Raw genomic sequence first — 18667 nt, forward strand, 5'->3', positions numbered from 1 at the left:
GGGATTATCCGCAGAAGATTGCAACTCGATTCGCTGAATAGAGCGGGGTTTTCCCCGTTCTTCCCGCGCTTTGAAAAACCGCCGGCTGCTAATCTTTTTCGTACTCGGTGAACCTCCGCGAAACGCATCCCGAGCACCCAGGTCCACGCCACGCGAGGCGCCGGCTTTCCCCCTGTCACCCGGAGTCAACATGAACTTTCCGATCAATCCGCTTTCCGCCGCGCTCTCGGCCATTCAGTCGCTGGCATCGCAAGCCGCGGGCGGCGTGTCCGGCCCGACCAGCGCAGCGGGCGCCGTCACGGGCCAGAGCGGGACATCGGGCGCGGCGAGCGTCGGCAGTTTCTCCGATGCGCTGAAATCGTCCATCGACAAGATCAGCGACAACCAGACCAAGGCGCTCGGCGAGGCGCACGCTTTCGAGATCGGCGCACCGAACGTGTCGCTCAACGACGTGATGGTGGACATGCAGAAGGCGAACGTCGGGCTGCAATTCGGGTTGCAGGTGCGCAACAAGCTCGTGTCGGCCTACAACGACATCATGCAGATCTCCGTCTGACGATCCGTTCGCGATCCAGCCCCCAAACGTTGTTGCGACGGCTCTAGAGTCCCGAGTCCTAAAGCTTTGCCGCGTTTCTCCGATAACCCCGATAACGGCACGGCGAACGATGGTTCGTTTGCCCGCGCCGGTTTTTGCCGGGCGCACGGGGATCCGGACGAGAAGCAGGGCGTCCGTTTGAAGCAAGCGGAACGCCGCGGCATCGCATAAGGAGAATCGAGAGATGTATTCCCCAGGACACGCTGGAGCCAATGCCTACGCACGCGTGGGCGTGCAGACAGGGGTGATGGGAGCCAGCCCGCACCGTCTGATCGTGATGCTGTATCAGGGCGCACGCCAGGCGATCGCGCAGGCGCGCATGCACATGCAGCAGAACAACATCGGCGCGCGCGGCACGGCGATCAGCAAGGCCATCAGCATCATCGAGAGCGGCTTGCAGCAGGCGCTCAACAAGGATGCGGGCGGCGAGATCGCGGAGCGGCTGGACGCGCTGTACACGTATATGACGCGCCGGCTGCTCGAGGCGAACCTGAAGCAGGACGAGACGATGCTGGTCGAGATCGACAACCTGCTCGCGACGCTCGAAGACGCCTGGGTTGGAATTGGACCGGAAGTGGCGCAAATGACCGCCGCGCCCGTTTGACACGATGCGCGTCGACTGCCTCGAAAGAATGAAGACGACACAAGAATATTTCGCCCACTACGAAGCCATCGCGGCGGTTTCCGGCCAGATGCTGGCGGCTGCGCGCGGCGGCGAATGGAGCGAGCTGAAGGCGTTGCAAGGCACGTACCGCGAGTTGATCGAGCAACTGAAGCAAGTGGATTCCGGCTCGGAACTCGACGAAAGCGCCCGTGCACGCAAGCTGGACCTCGTGAAGAAGATTCTCGCCGACGACGCCGCGATCCGCGATCTGACGTCGCCGAGCCTCGCGCGTCTTTCGGCGCTGTTCACGGTCAACAGCCCGGCGCGCGTACTGAAAAAAATGATCGGACTGCGCTAGGCGCTGGTCCGCGCCCGATCGCGGCGCATATGAGGATGTGGGCATGACTGGACTCGATACCGCGATCGCATCGTTGCTCGCCAGCCGCACCGAGCTCCTGTTGTCCGCGATCCGTGCGCCGAACGGAGTGAGCGGCAGCGGCGTCACCGGCGCGAGCGTCGGACAGACGACGACGCAGACGGACATGTCGCAGACCGTCGGCACGCATCCCGGCGCGGCGACGCCGGCGGCATCGGCGCAAACCGCGTTCTCCAGCGTCGCGCGCACGCTCGACGTGATCTCGCGCTTTCCCGGCGCGACGCCCGCGCTGACCAATGGCTCGCGGGCCAGCGTAGCGCCGCGTCGCTCGGCAACGAGCCGCAGGCGCGGGCCGATGCGCGTTCGATGTCCTTGCCGTTCGATTTAGCGAACGTCCCGACGCCCGGCGACGCCTGGCTGGACGACGCCCGCGCGCCGCAACCCATACCCGATCTGCCCGACTTTCACGGACGCCCGGTCGCGACGCCGCAGACGCCGCAGCAGGCGGCCGCGCTCGCGGCGTCGGTGCGCGATGCGTCGCCGTCGGCGCTTTCGAATTCGCAAAGCGGAAACGTCAGCGGCGGCATGAACGCGCAGAGCGCGCAGCCGAGCCAGCAGGAATCGGCGTTGCAGGCGTCGGTCGCGGCGGGCATCCATCCGGCGACGCTCAATGTCGTGCGCCAGCAACTCGACGTGCTCGCGAATCAGCAATTCCGCTGGCAGGGCGAGGCGTGGCCCGGCACGCGCTTCGAGTGGGAAGTTGCCCGCGAGCCGCACGATCCGCGCACCGCCGACGATGCCGCCGACGAACGTGCGTGGCGCACGCGCATCACGCTGTCGCTGCCCGCGCTCGGCACCGTCGACGCCGAACTCGTGCTGACGGGCGAAAAGCTCGTCGCGCGGATCAAGGCGGGCGATTCGGGCGCGCGGCGTCTTGCTGCCGACGGGGTCGCGTTCGCGCGTCAACTGGAGGCGGCGGGCATCGCGCTGGCGTCGCTTTCCGTGCGCTCGATGGACGGCACGACCGATCTCGCGCTGTCCGGCGACAATGCCGCCGCGAAAAAACCGGTGCGCTCGCCGCTCGAACATCTGTTTCGCCCGCCGCCGAGCGAGGGGAGCGAAGCATGAGCGGGCAGGATCATCCGCCGTATACGCGCAGACAGGCGACCGCGCTCGCCTACGACGCGGGCAACCGCGAGGGGACGCCGCGTGTCATCGCGAAGGGCTATGGCATGGTCGCGGAAATGATCGTGCAGCGCGCGAAAGAAGCGGGTTTGTATGTGCACGAATCGCCGGAGATGGTGTCGCTGCTGATGCAGGTCGATCTCGATGCGCACATTCCGCCCGCGCTTTATCAGGCGGTGGCGGAGTTGCTGTCGTGGGTTTATCGGCTGGAGAACGAGGAGCCGATGCGGGAGAGTGGGCGGGGGGGGAGGTGATGTTGGCTGGGCTTTTGTGGATGGCCTGAATACGCGGTGGTCTATTAGCACTGCCCCTCCCCGGGGCGGGGGTCACTTTCTTTGCTGCTGCAAAGAAAGTAACCAAAGAAAGCAGCTCGTTTAAGCCCGCGGTCACACGCACGTTGGCCATGCTTGCCAGCCGTCGATGGCACTCGCCTAAGTGTCGCCCTCGAAGGCCCAATCGGGCTTGGATCGCGCACGGTCTGCCGCATCGCGCCGCTTGCGTTATTGGTTCAGCACCGAATTGCTCCGGCCCGCTTCGCGGCCGATGGGTCAATCGGGTCCGCTTGCGCTTCTTCTTCGACGGTTTCCCTTGCATACCCAACGGCAGCGCGTAGCGCTGTGCCGATGCTCTTTCGTGCTGAACCAGCACGCTTAAGGTTATGGCTCGTCAGACCGTGCGCGAGCCAAGCCCGTTCGGGCCTATGAGAGCCACACTTAGGCGAGTGCCACGTGCGGCTGGCAAGCATAGCCAACGTGCGTGTGACCGCGGGCTTAAGCGAGCTGCTTTCTTTGGTTACTTTCTTTGCAGCAGCAAAGAAAGTGACTGCCGCCCCGCACAGGGGCAGTGCTAATAGACCACCGCGAATACAGGCACTCCATAGAAGCCCAAGGCCCTAGGCAGCAAACGCCCGCCCAACAATCCCCCCATGATCGAACCGCGCCGGCAGCGTGCCATAAACCCGCCCCGTTTCACCACGCCCATCACCTAGCCGCGTATCAATGAAAGCATCCGCGACTTCCCGCGGCGCATGCCGCGCCAGCAACACCCCTTGCGCGCAAAGCACCAGTTGCTGCGCGATGCGCCGCGCCGATGCTTCCCTCGCGCCCGGATCGCCCGTCAGCATGTCGACGAGCGACGCCAGCGCCCCCGCCAGCGCCGGATGCGCGCCCGCGGTCGTCCGCCAGTCGTCCAGCAGCGCATGCGCGGCGTCCTGCTCGCGCTCGAACGCGCGCAGCACATCGAGACACATCACGTTCCCTGAGCCTTCCCAGATCGAATTGACCGGCGCCTCGCGATAGAAACGCGCCATCGGCCCGGTCTCGACATAGCCATTGCCGCCCCAGACTTCCATCGCCTCGCCGGTGAATTCGAGCGCGCGCTTGCACACCCAGAACTTCGCGGCGGGCGTCACGATGCGCCGCCACGCGCGCTCGGCGAGCGCTCCGCCCGGCGCGCCGCTCTGCTCGAACGCGCCCGCGAGCCGCATGAACAGGACCGTCGCCGCCTCGGATTCGAGCGCGAGATCGGCGAGCACGTTGCGCATCAACGGTTGATCGACGAGACGCGCACCGAATACGCTGCGATGCCGCGCGTGATGGATCGCCTGCACGAGCGCCGCGCGCATCAGCGCCGCGCTGCCGATCACGCAATCGAGCCGCGTGAAGTTCGCCATCTCGATGATGGTCGGCACCCCGCGCCCCTCGTCGCCGATCATCAGTCCGTAGGCATCGAAGAACTCCACCTCGCTGCTCGCGTTCGAGCGGTTGCCGAGCTTGTCCTTCAGGCGCTGGACCTGCACCGCATTCTTGCGGCCGTCCGGCGTGAAGCGCGGCACGTAGAAGCAGGACAGGCCGCCTTCGTCGGCGGTGCGCGCGAGCACGAGATGCGCGTCGCATTGCGGCGCCGAAAAGAACCATTTGTGACCGACCAGCCGATACGCACCGCCGCGTCCCGGCGCGCCCAGCGCATGGGCGCGTGTGCGGTTGCTGCGCACGTCGGAGCCGCCCTGTTTTTCGGTCATGCCCATTCCGATCATCATCGAATGTTTGCCGGCTTCGAGCGGAATGTCGCGCGGATCGTGCTCTCGCGACAGCAGCGGCCGCGCGATCCGCGCGAACAGATCGGGCTCGTTGCGCAGGATCGGAATGCTCGCGAACGTCATCGTGATCGGACATAGCGAGCCCGATTCGAGCTGGCCGTGCAGGTAGTAGCCGGCGCATCGCGCGGCCATCGATCCGGCCCGCGCCGACGGCTCGAACGGCAGCGCGTGCAGCCCTTCGCGCCGCAGACGCCGCAGCAGTTCGTGCCAGGCCGGATGAAACTCGACAGCGTCGATGCGCTCGCCGCGCGGACTATGCGTCGCGAGTTCCGGCTCGTGCCGGTTGGCGAGTTCCGCCAGCGCGACGACTTCCGGCTGCGTCAGCGCCATGCCGTCGCGCGAGAGCGCTTCCGCGTGCCATTGCGCACCCTCGCGCTCCACGGCGGCGGCGAGCGCCGGATCGAAGGCGAAAGCGTCGTAGCCGACGAGCGGCGACGCCTGATTCGTGACTTCGTGTGTCTGCCCGAACGGGCGATCGGCGGGATCGGACATCGTCGGTCTCCTTCTTTGCGCGCGGATCGGCGGCGCGGGAATTCGTCACTGTCGGGCGGGCGCAACAGCCGTTTCACTGTCCCGGACGCCATCTCGATTTCAAGAATCATAGGCCGCGCATTGGTCGGACGTGTAGACGCATCGCTCTTTTCAGACTCCGGCACGCCTTTCTGATGCGCGGTCCTAAAACGCCGATCACTGAGATAAATCCGATTGTTACTCCCGCCCCAATGACGCGCAGGACCCCGAACCTATAATCGGCTCGCCTATTCGGGCGGATGCAATAACGCCTTTCACGGAAGCATTCTCAATGAGCATGAACCTCAATCAAGTTGTCCAGAGCGCTTTGACAGAAAGCGTGTTGCAGCACATCGCCGGGCGTATCGGCTGCGCGCCGGAATCGGCCAAGCGCGTGGTGTCGCTGTGCGGCCCGGCGCTCATCGGCGCGATGATGAACAAGGCGTCGTCGCTAGAGGGCGCGCGCAATCTGTTCGCGTCGATCATGTCGCCGGGCACGAACGCGCTGATCGCGGAAGAACTGCCGCATTTCGCCATTCAGGACGATGGCTTCAAGACGCTCGTCGACGCCGGCGCGAATGTCGATACCGCGATTGCCTCGCACGACAGCATCAACGTGCTCGCCGAGCGCATCGCCGAATATACGGGCGTTGCGGCGAGCGCCACGCGCACGCTGATCGGCGTGGTCGGCGCGACGCTCTTCGGCGTGCTCAAGCGCCAGTTCACGCAGCACAACGGCAACCCCGACCAGCTTCCGACGCTCCTCGGCCATCAGTTGCCCGTGGTGCGCGCGAACCTGACGGACGCGTTCGCCAATGCGCTCGGTCTCGGTTCGGTCGGCGCGTTCCTTGCAGGCGTCGCATCGCGGCTGAAGGCCGTGGCGGCGCACCTCGAACATCCGGCGACGCAGGAAGCGGCGGCCTTCTCTCAGCCGCCGGAAGCGCCTGCCGCGATCGATTCGCCCGTCAAGGAAAACGCCCGCAAGAAGAAGTGGTGGTGGGTCGCGCTCGCCGCCGCGCTCGCTCTGCTCGCGGTTCTGATCGGTCGCGGTTGTTCGACCGAAAAGCCGGAGCAGGACGCCGCGCCGCAGGCGAAGCCGGATGCGCTGTCCGATTCGAATTCGAACGCAGCCGCCGCTTCCGACACGTCGGCGACGGCGTCGGCGGTTGCCGATCAGTCATCGGCGCCCGTCGCGCTACCGGGCAAGGACTCGACGATGTCGGTCGCGGTCGATGCATCCGGCGTTCCCACGCTGACCGCCACGGTCAACAGCGAGGAGGAGAAGCACCAGCTGATCGACGCACTCGCGGCGAAGCTCGGCGCGGACAAATTCCACGCGAACATCACCGTCGATCCGGACACGAAGCCGGCCACGTGGATCGGCAAGCTCGACGGCCTGCTCCCGGTCATGACGCTGCCGGGCGCGAAAGTGCGGATCGCGGGCGACAAGATCGATCTGGACGGTCGCGCGGGCGATCCGAAGCTCGGCTGGCTGGACAAGCTGAAGTCGTTCTTCGGCGAAGGCTGGACGATCGCCGCAACCGACACCACCGCCGCAGCGAAGGCGCTGGCCGCCTCCGACGCGCAAGCCGCCGCGAGTTGTGCCGCCAGCGACGCCGCGAAAAATCTGAATCTGCATCCGATCACCTTCGGCTTCGCGTCGAACGCGCTGCCGCACGCCGCACTCGACGAACTCGCCCAATCCGCGAAGTCGCTGAAGGAATGCAGCACGGCGGGCAAGCCGGTCAAGCTGCAGATCGGCGGTTATTCGGACAGTTCGGGCAATGCGGCGTCGAATCTGCACTTGTCGAAAAAGCGTGCGCAAGCCGTGCGCAGCTATCTGATCCAGCACGGCGCGCCGGCGGACACGCTCACGGCGGAAGGTTTCGGCGACGCCCATCCGATTGCGGACAACGCGACGCGCGAGGGCCGCGCGGCAAATCGCCGGATCGAGTTCAAGGAAATGAGCTGATTCCGGAAACGCCCTGAAGTCGCTGAAAAAAAACGCGCCGGTCCGCTCACAGCGGCCGGCGCGTTTTGCTTTTTGGGTCGGCGCGTCATGTTTCCGGGTTGTCGCGTCGGGCGCGCGGGAATCCATCGGCCATGAAATCCTGATCGAGATTCGCCGGCAGCATTTCGCGCGCGACTTCGATCCACGCGCGCGCCGCGTGCGACAGATAACCGTTGCGCCGCCAGCCGAGCGCCATGTCCCAGTGAATCTCCGGCGCCACGACCCGACGGCAGGTGAACGCGTTCGCGTCTAGCCGGCGACAATACGGCGCGGGCAGCAGCGCGATGCCGATGCCCGCCTGCACGAGCGCCGCCATGAAATCCCAGTGCCCGCTGCGGCCGACGATCGTCGGCGCGAAGCCCGCCTCGCGGCATGCGTTGAGCACGACGTCGTTGAGCGCGAGGCTCTCGCCGTAGAACACGAAGGGCTCGGCGGCGAGATCGGTGAGGGCAACTTCGCGGGCATCGTCCCAGCGCGAACCCTTCTGCGCGACGAGCCACAGAACCTGCCGGCTGACGGGCAGCACGTCGAACATCGCGGTATCGACGGGCTGCAGGACGCCGCCCAGTTCGAGTTCGCCGTCGATCAGCGCCGCCTCGATCGCCTTCGAGCCGCGCTCGAACAACTTGAGCTCGACCTTCGGATAGCGACGCCGGAACGCCGCGATCGCGGGCGTGAAGAGCGAACCGCCCATCGGCGGAATGCCTATCGTCAGCGTGCCGCGCCCGAAAGTGCCGAGATCGTTCAGCTCGGCCTCCAGCCGCGCGTGCGCCGCCAGCACCTCGACGCCGCGCTGATAGACGATCTGCCCGGCGTCGGTCAGCACCATCTGACGGCCTTCGCGCAGAAGCAGCGGCGAACCGACTTCATCCTCCAGCGCCTTCACCATCTTGCTGATAGTCGGCTGCGTCACGAACATGTGCTCGGCAGCGGCGGTGAAGCTCTTCTGCTTCACGACTTCGATGAAGTACCGCAAGGCGCGCAATTCCATGTTCGGCTCCAGAATTCCAGTTCGGAATATTTTGGATAAGGTTAATTCATTTTTATTATGCTAGGTGCGCCCATATACTCGGGCTACAGGTTAACCCTAATCCAAGAGCCCGCTATGTCCGCTGTCGTCATGACTCATCCGCAATCCGCCTTCGGCCGCTTTCTGCGCGTCGTGGTGCAGTCCGCCGCGCTCGCGGCGATCTGGGTCGCGGCGGATTTCGTCGCGCGCAAGCTGGCGCTGCCGGTGCCGGGCGGCGTGGTGGGGCTGGTCGCCCTGCTCGCGCTTCTGTTCTGCGGCGGCATCGCGCCGCGCTGGGTGAAGGCGGGCGCGGACTGGCTGCTCTCGGACATGCTGCTGTTCTTCATTCCGGCGGCGGTCGCGGCGGTTCAGTACGGCGGCCTTTTCATGGAAGATGGCTGGCGACTCGCGCTCGTCGTCGTCGGGGGAACATTGATGGTGATGGTGGCCGTCGCGTTCGCGGTCGACCGTGCGGCAGGCCTCGAACGCCGCCTCGCGCTGCGCCGCGCGCTCGTGGCGCGGCATGCGGCGCGCGCCTGAGCACGCCGACATGAACCACTTCTTCGCCGCTCTCATCGAAGACGACGCCGCGCGGCTCATCGCGGCGGGTTGCTTCGTGCTGACCGTCGCGCTGTATTTCGCCGCCAAGCATCTCTACGCGCGCTTCCGGCAGCCGTGGCTCACGCCGTTGCTGGCGGTGCCGGCCGTGCTCGCGCTCGTCGTCGTGATGGCGCGCATTCCGTATTCGGTTTACTACGCCGACACGCGCTGGCTCATGTGGCTGCTCGGTCCCGCGACCGTCGCGTTCGCGGTGCCGATCTATGAATACCGCGCGCTCATCAAGCGTCACTGGATTTCGCTGACGGTCGGCGTGACGGTCGGGATTCTGGTGGCGGTCGGTGGATCGCTGATGCTCGCGAAGCTGCTGCATCTGTCGCCGGAGCTGCAGCGCAGCCTCGCGACGCGCTCGGTGTCGACGCCCTTCGCGCTCGCCGTCTCCGACAAGATCCACGCGCCGAAGGATTTGACCGCGCTTTTCGTGATCGCGACGGGCGTCTGCGGCATGCTGTTCGGCGAAATCGTGCTCGCGCTCGTGCCCTTGCGCACGCGGCTTGCGCGCGGCGCGTTGTTCGGCGCGGCGGCGCACGGCGTCGGCACGGCGAAGGCGCGCGAACTCGGCAGCGAAGAGGGCGTCGTCGCGAGTCTCACGATGATGATCGCGGGCGTCGCGATGGTGCTGCTCGCGCCGCTGCTGAGCGTTCTGCCGTTCTGATCCCGGACGGCACCGCGAAAGCCCACGCGCGTGTCTCAGAATAGGATCGTTCCCACGAGACTTTGCTACAATCGATGCTCGCTTCCGAGGAGCGTTGCGACGGCCAGACAACACACAGGCCGCCAGGCTCGGAAGCATTCAATCCGGACGGTTCGAAAGCGCCACGCAAGCAAGGCGCCCGCTGAGCCACCGCATCGAACGGCGCTCACGTCAACATTTCTAGACTATTTAGAAAGGAGGGCGTGATGAACGCCGCAGTTCTCGATTCCAATACCAAGGATTACGTCGTCGCCGACATGTCGCTCGCCGCATGGGGCCGCAAGGAACTCGACATCGCCGAAACGGAGATGCCGGGCCTCATCCAGACGCGCGAGGAATACAAGGCGCAGCAGCCGCTGAAGGGTGCGCGCATCGCCGGTTCGTTGCACATGACGATTCAAACGGGCGTGCTGATCGAAACGCTGACGGCGCTGGGCGCGGACGTGCGCTGGGCGTCGTGCAACATCTTCTCGACGCAGGATCACGCAGCCGCGGCCATCGCCGATGGCGGCACGCCGGTGTTCGCGTTCAAGGGCGAATCGCTCGACGAATACTGGGAGTTCAGCCATCGCATCTTCGAATGGCCGAACGGTCAGTTCGCCAACATGATTCTCGATGACGGCGGCGACGCGACGCTGCTGCTCATCCTCGGCGCGAAGGCCGAGAAGGACCGCTCGGTCATCGCCAAGCCGACGAACGAAGAAGAAGTCGCGCTGTACAAGTCCATCGGCAAGCATCTGGACGCGGATCCCACGTGGTACTCCACGCGCCTCGCGCACATTCAGGGCGTGACGGAAGAAACCACTACGGGCGTGCATCGTCTGTATCAGATGGAGAAAGAAGGCCGCCTGCCGTTCCCCGCCATCAACGTGAACGATTCGGTCACGAAGTCGAAGTTCGACAATCTCTATGGCTGCCGCGAATCGCTCGTCGACGGCATCAAGCGCGCAACCGATGTGATGATCGCGGGCAAGATCGCGGTCGTGGCCGGTTACGGCGACGTGGGCAAGGGCTGCGCGCAATCGCTGCGCGGTCTGGGCGCGACGGTGTGGGTCACGGAAATCGATCCGATCTGCGCGCTGCAAGCCGCGATGGAAGGCTACCGCGTCGTGACGATGGAATACGCTGCCAGCCGCGCGGACATCTTCGTGACGGCAACGGGCAACTACCACGTCATCAGCCACGACCACATGAAGGCGATGCGCAACAACGCGATCGTCTGCAACATCGGTCACTTCGATTCGGAAATCGATATTGCTTCCACGCGCCAGTACACGTGGGACAACATCAAGCCGCAGGTCGATCACATCGTCTTCCCGGACGGCAAGAAGATCATCCTTCTGGCTGAAGGCCGTCTCGTGAACCTGGGCTGCGCGACGGGCCATCCGTCGTTCGTGATGTCGAACTCGTTCACCAACCAGACGCTCGCGCAGATCGAACTGTTCACGCAGGGCAAGAAATACGAGAACAAGGTCTACGTGCTGCCGAAGCATCTCGACGAGAAGGTCGCGCGTCTGCACCTCGGCCGCATCGGCGCGGAGCTGACCGTGCTGTCGGACGAGCAGGCCGGCTACATCGGCGTCGACAAGAACGGTCCTTTCAAGCCCAACCACTACCGCTACTGATCGCGAGCGGCGGCGAATCGTTGCGCGGGGCGGGAGATCGCCCCGCGCAACCAACACGCATCAACCGGAGATTCCTCGATGACCCTGCTCCTGACATGGCTGATCAACGCGCTCGCGCTGTTGATCATCACGTATCTGGTGCCGTCGATTCACATTCGCAGTTTCGGCACGGCGCTGATCATCGCAATCGTGCTGGGGCTCATCAACGCGGTCATCAGACCCGTCCTCATCATCCTCACGCTGCCGGTGACGATCGTCACGCTCGGGCTCTTCATACTCGTCGTGAATGCGCTGTGTTTCTGGCTGTGCTCGTCGCTGTTGAAGGGCTTCGAAGTATCGGGCTTCTGGTCCGCGTTCTTCGGCTCGATTCTGTACAGCATCGTGTCGTGGCTGCTGTCGGCGCTGGTGTTCGGGAATCGTAATTTCGGGTGACGCTGGAGCGCGAACGCTGCCGTTCGTCAGAAAACATCATGAAACCGATCGAACTCTCATTCGAGTTTTTCCCGCCGAAGACGCAGGAAGGCGTGGACAAGCTGCGCGCTACCCGCGCCGAGCTGAAGACGCTTTCGCCCAAGTTCGTCTCCGTGACGTTCGGCGCGGGCGGCTCCACGCAGCAAGGCACTCTCGACGCCGTGCTCGAAATGGCCGCGGAAGGCTTCGAAGCCGCGCCCCATCTTTCGTGCATCGGTTCGTCGCGCGAGAATCTGCGCGCGATTCTCGCGCAGTACCGTGAGCACGGCATTCGCCATATCGTCGCGTTGCGTGGCGATCTGCCTTCGGGCATGGGCGCGGTCGGCGAGTTGCGCTATGCGTCCGAGCTCGTGGCGTTCATTCGCCAGGAGCACGGCGACTGGTTCAACATCGAAGTGGCCGCGTATCCGGAGTTCCATCCGCAATCGAAGTCGCCGCGCGCGGATCTGGAAAACTTCGCGCGCAAGGTGAAGGCGGGCGCGAATTCCGCGATCACGCAGTACTTCTTCAATGCCGATTCGTACTTCAAGTTTGTCGAGGAAGCGCGCAAGCTCGGCGTCGACGTGCCGATCGTGCCGGGCATCATGCCGATCACGAACTTCACGCAACTGATGCGCTTCTCCGACATGTGCGGCGCGGAAGTGCCGAAGTGGATCGCGCGCCGGCTCGAAAGCTTCGGCGACGATCGCGAATCGATTCGCGCATTCGGCGTCGACGTGGTGACGGGTCTGTGCCGCCGCCTCATCGACGGCGGCGCGCCCGGGCTGCATTTCTACACGCTCAACGGCGCGTGGGCGTCGAAGACGGTTTGCGAGCGTCTCGGCTTGAAGAACGCCTGACCAGCATCAATGTTTCACCCGCGCGGCGCTCGCCGCGCGGTTCTTTTCCTTCCTCCTTCGTTCTTCACTTTTTTGCGCGAACAAATGCCGTCTCGCGCAATATTTCGCCTTGCGCCTATCACCTCCACGCATGGCAGATAACCTACCCTTATCGAAGCGTCATCGACGACAAGTTCTAGTGGGGAAAACCAAGCGCGCATGTCACTTTTGTTCGTGCTAGGGTAGCGCCCGACTTCGCGCACACGCGCCGAAAAACGGGCGGTGCGATCAAGTAAACTCGCGCTACGCCGGCCAGAAGCCGGCATTGACTTGGAGGAAACATGAACAAAAACAGCCTGTTGCGAGCCGTCCGCGGTTCGGCGCTCGCGGGCGCCGTGGTCACGGCGACGCTCTTCGCAGCGACCGCGGCAAATGCCGCCATCCCGAACAAGACGCTCGTGTACTGCTCCGAAGGCAGCCCGGCCGGCTTCGATCCGGCCCAGTACACGACCGGCACCGATTTCACCGCGAACACGTTCACCGTGTACAACCGTCTCGTCGAGTTCGAGCGCGGCGGCACGAAGGTCGAGCCGGGGCTCGCGGAAAAGTGGGACGTGTCGTCCGACGGCCTCACCTACACGTTCCATCTGCGCCACGGCGTGAAGTTCCAGACGACGTCGTACTTCGAGCCGACGCGCGAATTCAACGCGGACGACGTGATCTTCACGTTCAACCGCATGCTCGATCCGAACAATCCGTTCCGCAAGGCGTACAACGTGCAGTTTCCGTACTTCACGGACCTCGGCATGGACAAGCTGATCTCGAAGATCGAGAAGGTGGACCCGTACACCGTGAAGTTCACGCTGAAGGAAGTGAGCGCGCCGTTCATCCAGAACATGGCGATGGAATACGCGTCGATCCTGTCCGCCGAGTACACGGACAAGCTGATGAAGGACGGCAAGGCAGCCGACATCAATCAGCAGCCGGTCGGCACGGGCCCGTTCATTTTCCGCAGCTACACGAAGGACGCGACCATCCGCTTCGACGGCAATCCTGATTACTGGAAGCCGAACGCGGTGCAGATTTCGAAGCTGATCTTCTCGATCACGCCGGATGCCGCCGTGCGCGTGCAGAAGCTGAAGAACAACGAATGCCAGGTGATGAGCTATCCGCGTCCGGGCGATATCTCGACGCTGAAGTCGGTGTCGACTGTCGATACGCCGTCGCAGGCAGGCTTCAACGAAGGCTATGTCGCGTACAACGTGACGAAGAAGGACCTCGGCAACGCCGACGTGCGCCGCGCGCTCGACATGGCGATCAACAAGAAGGCGATCATCGATTCCGTGTATCAGGGCGCAGGCCAGCCGGCCACCGCACCGATGCCGCCCACGCAGTGGTCCTACGACAAGAACCTGAAGGGTCAGACGTACGACACCGCGAAGGCGAAGGAACTGCTCGCGAAAGCGGGCTTCCCGAACGGCTTCGAGATCACGCTGTGGGCGATGCCCGTGCAACGCGCGTACAACCCGAACGCACGCCTGATGGCGGAAATGATCCAGGCCGACTGGGCGAAGATCGGCGTGAAGGCGAACATCGTGTCGTACGAGTGGGGCGAGTATCTGAAGCGCGCGCACGCGGGCGAACATGATGCGCTCCTGATCGGCTGGACGGGCGACAACGGCGACCCCGACAACTGGCTCGGCACGCTGCTCGGCTGCGACGCCGTGAAGGGCAGCAACTTCTCGAAGTGGTGCTACAAGCCGTTCGACGATCTCGTCGTGAAGGGCCGCTCGACCACCGATGTCGCCGCGCGCACCAAGGCCTACACCGACGCGCAGCAGATCTTCGCGCAGCAACTGCCGTTCTCGCCGATCGCGCACTCGACCGTGTATCAGCCTGTCAGCAAGAAGGTGACGAACATGAAGATCGAGCCGCTTGGCTACGTGCGTTTCGATGGCGTCGGGATGCAATAAGGTTTTGCTGCGGAACGCTTTTTGCACTAAACCATAACTAATCGAAAAGGTCCGGCGGCGCGGGTCGAAGAACGATCCAAGCCGCCGTACACGTTTTTAGTCCCTCCAATACCGAAAAGGGCGATCATGTTCCGATTCGTTTTGCGACGCATAGGAATGGTGATACCGACGTTCATCGGCATTACGATTCTCGCGTTCGCGCTCATCCACCTGATCCCTGGCGACCCCATCGAAGTGATGATGGGCGAGCGCGGCGTGGACCCGGCGATGCACGCCGAAGCCATGAAGCGCCTCGGCCTCGATCAGCCGCTTCCGGTTCAATACCTCACTTACGTCGGGCATGCGCTGAAAGGCGATCTCGGCACCTCGATCATCACGAATACGAGCGTGATGGGCGAGTTCCTCGCGCGCTTTCCCGCGACGGTCGAGCTCTCCATCTGCGCGATGATCTTCGCGCTCGTCGTCGGGCTGCCTGCGGGCGTCGCGGCTGCGCTCAGGCGCGGCACTGTCGTCGATCACGGCGTGATGGGCACCGCGCTCACCGGCTATTCGATGCCGATTTTCTGGTGGGGCTTGATCCTCATCATGTTCTTCTCGGCGAAGCTCGGATGGACGCCGGTGTCGGGCCGCATCGCGGTCGAGTACGACATTCCGCACGTCACGGGCTTCATGCTGATCGATGCGCTCTTCTCCACCGATGAAGGCGCGTTCACGTCGGCGGTGTCGCATCTGATTCTGCCGACCATCGTGCTCGGCACGATTCCGCTAGCGGTCATCGCGCGCATGACGCGTTCGTCGATGCTCGAAGTGCTGCGCGAGGACTACATCCGCACGGCGCGCGCGAAGGGTTTGTCGCCGCTGCGCGTGGTTGTAGTACATGCGTTGCGCAATGCGCTGATTCCGGTGGTGACGGTGATCGGCCTGCAGGTCGGCACGCTGCTCGCGGGCGCGGTGCTGACCGAGACGCTGTTCTCGTGGCCGGGCGTCGGCAAGTGGCTCATCGACGCCATTTCGCGTCGTGACTATCCGGTCGTGCAAGGCGGCATTCTGATGATCGCGACACTCGTGATCGTCGTGAATCTGGTCGTCGATCTGCTCTACGGCGTGTTGAATCCGCGCATTCGCCATACTCGCTGAGGTCAAACAAGTTATGGCTGACATTCAAAACAATCTCCCGCCCCAGGCGCTGACACCGCCTTCCGGCCGCATGGTCGCGGCGCGCGAGTTCTGGGCGAACTTCTCGCGCAATCGCGGCGCGGTGGTCGCGGGCCTGATCGTGCTCGTGTTGATCCTCATCGCGCTTACCGCGCCACTGATCGCGCCGCACAGCCCGATCGAGCAATACCGCGACTACGTGAAGATTCCGCCCGCGTGGCTCGAAGGCGGCAACCGCATGTTCCCGCTCGGCACCGACGAAGCCGGCCGCGACATCCTCTCGCGTCTGATGTACGGCGCGCGGCTGTCGTTCTGGATCGGCTTCGTGTCGGTGGTGCTCGCGCTGATTCCGGGCGTCGTGCTTGGTCTCATGGCTGCGTTCTTCCATTGGCTCGATACGCCGATCATGCGCGTGATGGACGTGCTGCTCGCGTTGCCGTCGCTGCTGCTCGCGGTCGCCGTCGTCGCGATCATCGGGCCGGGGCTCGTCAACACGATGCTCGCGATCGCGATCGTCGCGCTGCCGGGCTATGTGCGTCTGACGCGCGCGTCGGCGCTCGGCGAACTGCAGAAGGAATACGTGACGGCATCGCGCGTCGCGGGCGCGGGCACCGTGCGGCTGATGTTCTCGCAAGTGCTGCCGAACTGCGCCGCGCCGCTGATCGTGCAGGCGACGCTCGGCTTCTCGTCCGCGATTCTCGATGCCGCCGCGCTCGGCTTCCTCGGCCTCGGCGTGCAACCGCCGGCGGCGGAGTGGGGCGCGATGCTGGCATCGGCGCGCGATTACATCGAGAGCGCATGGTGGATCGTGACGATGCCGGGCCTGTCGATTCTGGTCTCGGTGCTCGTCATCAACCTGCTCGGCGACGGTCTGCGTGACGCGCTCGATCCGAAACTCAAACGGATGGGCTGACATGAACGATCTTCTGACTATCCGCAATTTGCAGGTGACGTTCGGCGGCACGCAGGCGGTCGATCGCATCGACCTCTCCGTGAAGCCGGGCGAAGTGGTCGGCGTCGTGGGCGAATCCGGCTCCGGCAAGAGCGTCACGATGATGGCGCTGATGGGACTCATCGACGCGCCCGGCAAGGTCACCGCCGATCAGGTCACGTTCGACGGCAAGGACTTGCTGAAGGCGTCGGCGCGCGCGCGTCGCAGGATCATCGGCAAGGACATCGCGATGGTGTTTCAGGACGCGCTCACGAGCCTGAACCCGAGCTATACCGTCGGCTATCAGATCAAGGAAGTGCTGAAGCTGCACGAAGGCTTGCGCGGCGATGCGCTCAACAAGCGCGCGCTCGAACTGCTCGATCAGGTCGGCATTCCGGATGCGAAGAGCCGCATCAACGCGTTTCCGCATCAGATGTCGGGCGGCATGAACCAGCGCGTGATGATCGCGATGGCCGTCGCGTGCAATCCGAAGCTCTTGATCGCCGACGAGCCGACTACCGCGCTCGACGTGACGATTCAGGCGCAGATCATGGAACTGCTCGTGACGCTGCAGAAGGAACGCGGCATGGCGCTGGTGCTGATCTCGCACGATCTGGCGGTCGTGTCGGAGGTGGCGCAGCGCGTCGCGGTGATGTACGCGGGCGAGGTCATCGAAACGAATCACGTGCCGACGATCTTCAGCGAGCCACATCATCCGTACACGGAAGCGCTGCTCGCCGCGATTCCCGAGCATAGCCGCGGCGCGGAGCGTCTCGCCGCGCTGCCGGGCATGGTGCCGGGCAAGGACGACCGGCCGAGCGGATGTCTCTTCGCGCCGCGCTGCAAGTACGTCGTCGACGATTGCTGGAAGGGCCGGCCGAATCTGTTTCAGCTCGACAAGCACGACCCGGCCGTGCGCGCGCGTTGCATCAGGCCGTTGAACATCGATGTGGTGGTGGAAGGAGGCGCGCGATGAACGCCGTACCGAAGGAAATCAATCAGGACATCGTGCTCGCCGCCGACCAGCTCACGAAGTACTACGACGTGAAGCGCAGCGCGTTCCAGCACGGCACGGTGAAAGCGCTCAACGGCGTGTCGTTCGAGTTGCGGCGCGGCCGCACGCTCGCGGTCGTCGGCGAATCGGGCTGCGGCAAGTCCACGCTCGCGCGCCAGTTGACGATGATCGAGCCGCCCACGTCGGGCCGCTTGCTGATCGACGGCGACGATGTCGCGGGCGCGAGCAAGGCGAAGATCGCCGAGTTGCGGCAGCGCGTGCAGATGGTGTTTCAGAACCCGTTCGCATCGCTGAATCCGCGCAAGACCGTCGAGCAGACGCTCGGCGAGCCGCTCGCGATCAACACGTCGCTTTCGTCGACGGAACGCGCCGAGCGCATCGCGAAGATGATGCGCACCGTCGGCCTGCGGCCCGAACATGCGACGCGTTATCCGCACATGTTTTCGGGCGGGCAGCGTCAGCGCGTGGCGATCGCGCGGGCGATGATTCTCGATCCGCAGATCCTCGTCGCGGATGAACCCGTGTCCGCGCTCGATGTGTCGATCCAGGCGCAGATCCTGAATCTGTTCATGGATTTGCAGGCGCAGTTCGGCACGAGCTACGTGTTCATTTCGCACAACTTGTCGGTGGTGGAGCATATCGCCGACGACGTGATGGTGATGTACTTCGGCGGCGTCGCCGAAGTGGGCGACAAGAAGACGATCTTCGCGAATCCGCGCCATCCGTACACGCGCGCGCTGATGTCCGCGACGCCCGCGATCTTCGAGGAAGACCGCCGCATCAAGATCAAGCTGCAGGGCGAGATGCCGTCGCCGCTCAATCCGCCGTCGGGCTGCACGTTCCATCAGCGCTGCCCGTATGCAATCGAGCGATGCCGCGCGGAAGAGCCGAAGCTGCGCACGGTCGACGGACGTGAGGTGTCGTGTCATCGCGCCGAGGAGGTGGGCGAAGTCGAAGTCTGAATCTCGCCGGGCAGGTG

At 64.4% G+C, this 18667-nt stretch carries 19 protein-coding genes and 1 riboswitch; of the genes, 17 read left to right on the forward strand and 2 right to left on the reverse strand.

The annotated features are described in order from the left end of the window. Positions 1-190 precede the first annotated feature (190 nt). From fliE to ACEN42_RS01230, 6 genes are all read left to right on the forward strand, one after another. Entirely contained in the window at positions 191-556 is a 366-nt protein-coding gene (fliE, locus tag ACEN42_RS01205) for a flagellar hook-basal body complex protein FliE (protein WP_035499265.1), read from the forward strand. 223 nt (positions 557-779) lie between these two features. Next, entirely contained in the window at positions 780-1199 is a 420-nt protein-coding gene (gene fliS, locus ACEN42_RS01210) for a flagellar export chaperone FliS (RefSeq protein ID WP_035499264.1), read from the forward strand. 28 nt (positions 1200-1227) lie between these two features. Continuing rightward, positions 1228-1557 (forward strand): flagellar protein FliT, encoded by a 330-nt coding sequence (locus ACEN42_RS01215; protein ID WP_371880449.1) that lies wholly within the window; start codon positions 1228-1230, stop codon positions 1555-1557. Positions 1558-1600: 43 nt separating this feature from the next. Then, the gene (locus ACEN42_RS01220) at positions 1601-1963 is read left to right on the forward strand and encodes a hypothetical protein (protein ID WP_371880450.1); all 363 of its coding nucleotides are present in this window, start codon (positions 1601-1603) and stop codon (positions 1961-1963) included. Further along, complete coding sequence (locus ACEN42_RS01225; RefSeq protein ID WP_371880451.1) at positions 1942-2703, forward strand: flagellar hook-length control protein FliK; 762 nt, start codon at positions 1942-1944, stop codon at positions 2701-2703. Before ACEN42_RS01220 ends, ACEN42_RS01225 begins: the two co-directional genes overlap by 22 nt. Next, entirely contained in the window at positions 2700-3014 is a 315-nt protein-coding gene (locus ACEN42_RS01230; RefSeq protein WP_371880452.1) for an EscU/YscU/HrcU family type III secretion system export apparatus switch protein, read from the forward strand. The genes ACEN42_RS01225 and ACEN42_RS01230 overlap by 4 nt, the downstream gene beginning before the upstream one ends. Before the next feature lie 638 nt (positions 3015-3652). Here the strand turns inward: ACEN42_RS01230 and ACEN42_RS01235 are convergent. Continuing rightward, on the reverse strand, positions 3653-5350 hold the full coding sequence (locus ACEN42_RS01235; protein WP_371880453.1) for an isovaleryl-CoA dehydrogenase: 1698 nt from the start codon (positions 5348-5350) through the stop codon (positions 3653-3655). A 310-nt stretch (positions 5351-5660) separates the two neighbouring features. On the opposite strand from ACEN42_RS01235, the gene ACEN42_RS01240 reads away from it, so the two are divergent. Next, positions 5661-7340, forward strand: coding sequence for an OmpA family protein (locus tag ACEN42_RS01240; RefSeq protein ID WP_371880454.1), 1680 nt, complete (start codon positions 5661-5663; stop codon positions 7338-7340). 85 nt (positions 7341-7425) lie between these two features. Here the strand turns inward: ACEN42_RS01240 and ACEN42_RS01245 are convergent, their stop codons facing one another. Further along, positions 7426-8370 (reverse strand): LysR family transcriptional regulator, encoded by a 945-nt coding sequence (locus ACEN42_RS01245; RefSeq protein ID WP_238295155.1) that lies wholly within the window; start codon positions 8368-8370, stop codon positions 7426-7428. 114 nt (positions 8371-8484) lie between these two features. Between ACEN42_RS01245 and ACEN42_RS01250 the strand changes: the two genes are divergently transcribed. From ACEN42_RS01250 to ACEN42_RS01295, 10 genes are all read left to right on the forward strand, one after another. Beyond that, positions 8485-8928 carry a CidA/LrgA family protein gene (locus ACEN42_RS01250; RefSeq protein WP_371880455.1) on the forward strand — a complete coding sequence of 148 codons (444 nt, stop codon included), beginning with the start codon at positions 8485-8487 and terminating at the stop codon, positions 8926-8928. A 10-nt stretch (positions 8929-8938) separates the two neighbouring features. Then, positions 8939-9661, forward strand: a complete 723-nt coding sequence (locus ACEN42_RS01255) for an LrgB family protein (RefSeq protein WP_371880456.1) — start codon at positions 8939-8941, stop codon at positions 9659-9661. 80 nt (positions 9662-9741) lie between these two features. After that, positions 9742-9875, forward strand: a riboswitch (S-adenosyl-L-homocysteine riboswitch). 31 nt (positions 9876-9906) lie between these two features. Beyond that, positions 9907-11325, forward strand: coding sequence for an adenosylhomocysteinase (gene ahcY, locus ACEN42_RS01260; RefSeq protein WP_309881694.1), 1419 nt, complete (start codon positions 9907-9909; stop codon positions 11323-11325). A gap of 78 nt (positions 11326-11403) precedes the next feature. Beyond that, on the forward strand, positions 11404-11757 hold the full coding sequence (locus tag ACEN42_RS01265) for a phage holin family protein (protein ID WP_035499250.1): 354 nt from the start codon (positions 11404-11406) through the stop codon (positions 11755-11757). 38 nt (positions 11758-11795) lie between these two features. Next, a complete protein-coding gene (gene metF, locus ACEN42_RS01270; protein ID WP_371880457.1) occupies positions 11796-12635 on the forward strand; it encodes a methylenetetrahydrofolate reductase [NAD(P)H] in 840 nt (279 codons plus the stop codon). A gap of 320 nt (positions 12636-12955) precedes the next feature. Beyond that, entirely contained in the window at positions 12956-14587 is a 1632-nt protein-coding gene (locus ACEN42_RS01275; RefSeq protein ID WP_371880458.1) for an ABC transporter substrate-binding protein, read from the forward strand. A 126-nt stretch (positions 14588-14713) separates the two neighbouring features. Continuing rightward, entirely contained in the window at positions 14714-15724 is a 1011-nt protein-coding gene (locus ACEN42_RS01280) for an ABC transporter permease subunit (RefSeq protein WP_187606544.1), read from the forward strand. Positions 15725-15737: 13 nt separating this feature from the next. Beyond that, positions 15738-16655: an ABC transporter permease subunit gene (locus tag ACEN42_RS01285; RefSeq protein ID WP_238218119.1), complete on the forward strand. Its 918-nt coding sequence runs from the start codon at positions 15738-15740 to the stop codon at positions 16653-16655. Between the two features lies 1 nt (position 16656). Then, the gene (locus tag ACEN42_RS01290; RefSeq protein WP_035499241.1) at positions 16657-17649 is read left to right on the forward strand and encodes an ABC transporter ATP-binding protein; all 993 of its coding nucleotides are present in this window, start codon (positions 16657-16659) and stop codon (positions 17647-17649) included. Then, positions 17646-18650, forward strand: a complete 1005-nt coding sequence (locus tag ACEN42_RS01295) for a peptide ABC transporter ATP-binding protein (protein WP_187606546.1) — start codon at positions 17646-17648, stop codon at positions 18648-18650. Before ACEN42_RS01290 ends, ACEN42_RS01295 begins: the two co-directional genes overlap by 4 nt. Positions 18651-18667: the final 17 nt, after the last annotated feature.

The sequence above is a fragment of the Caballeronia sp. S22 genome (assembly GCF_964261745.1).
In the GTDB taxonomy this organism is placed as follows: Bacteria; Pseudomonadota; Gammaproteobacteria; order Burkholderiales; family Burkholderiaceae; genus Caballeronia; species Caballeronia jiangsuensis.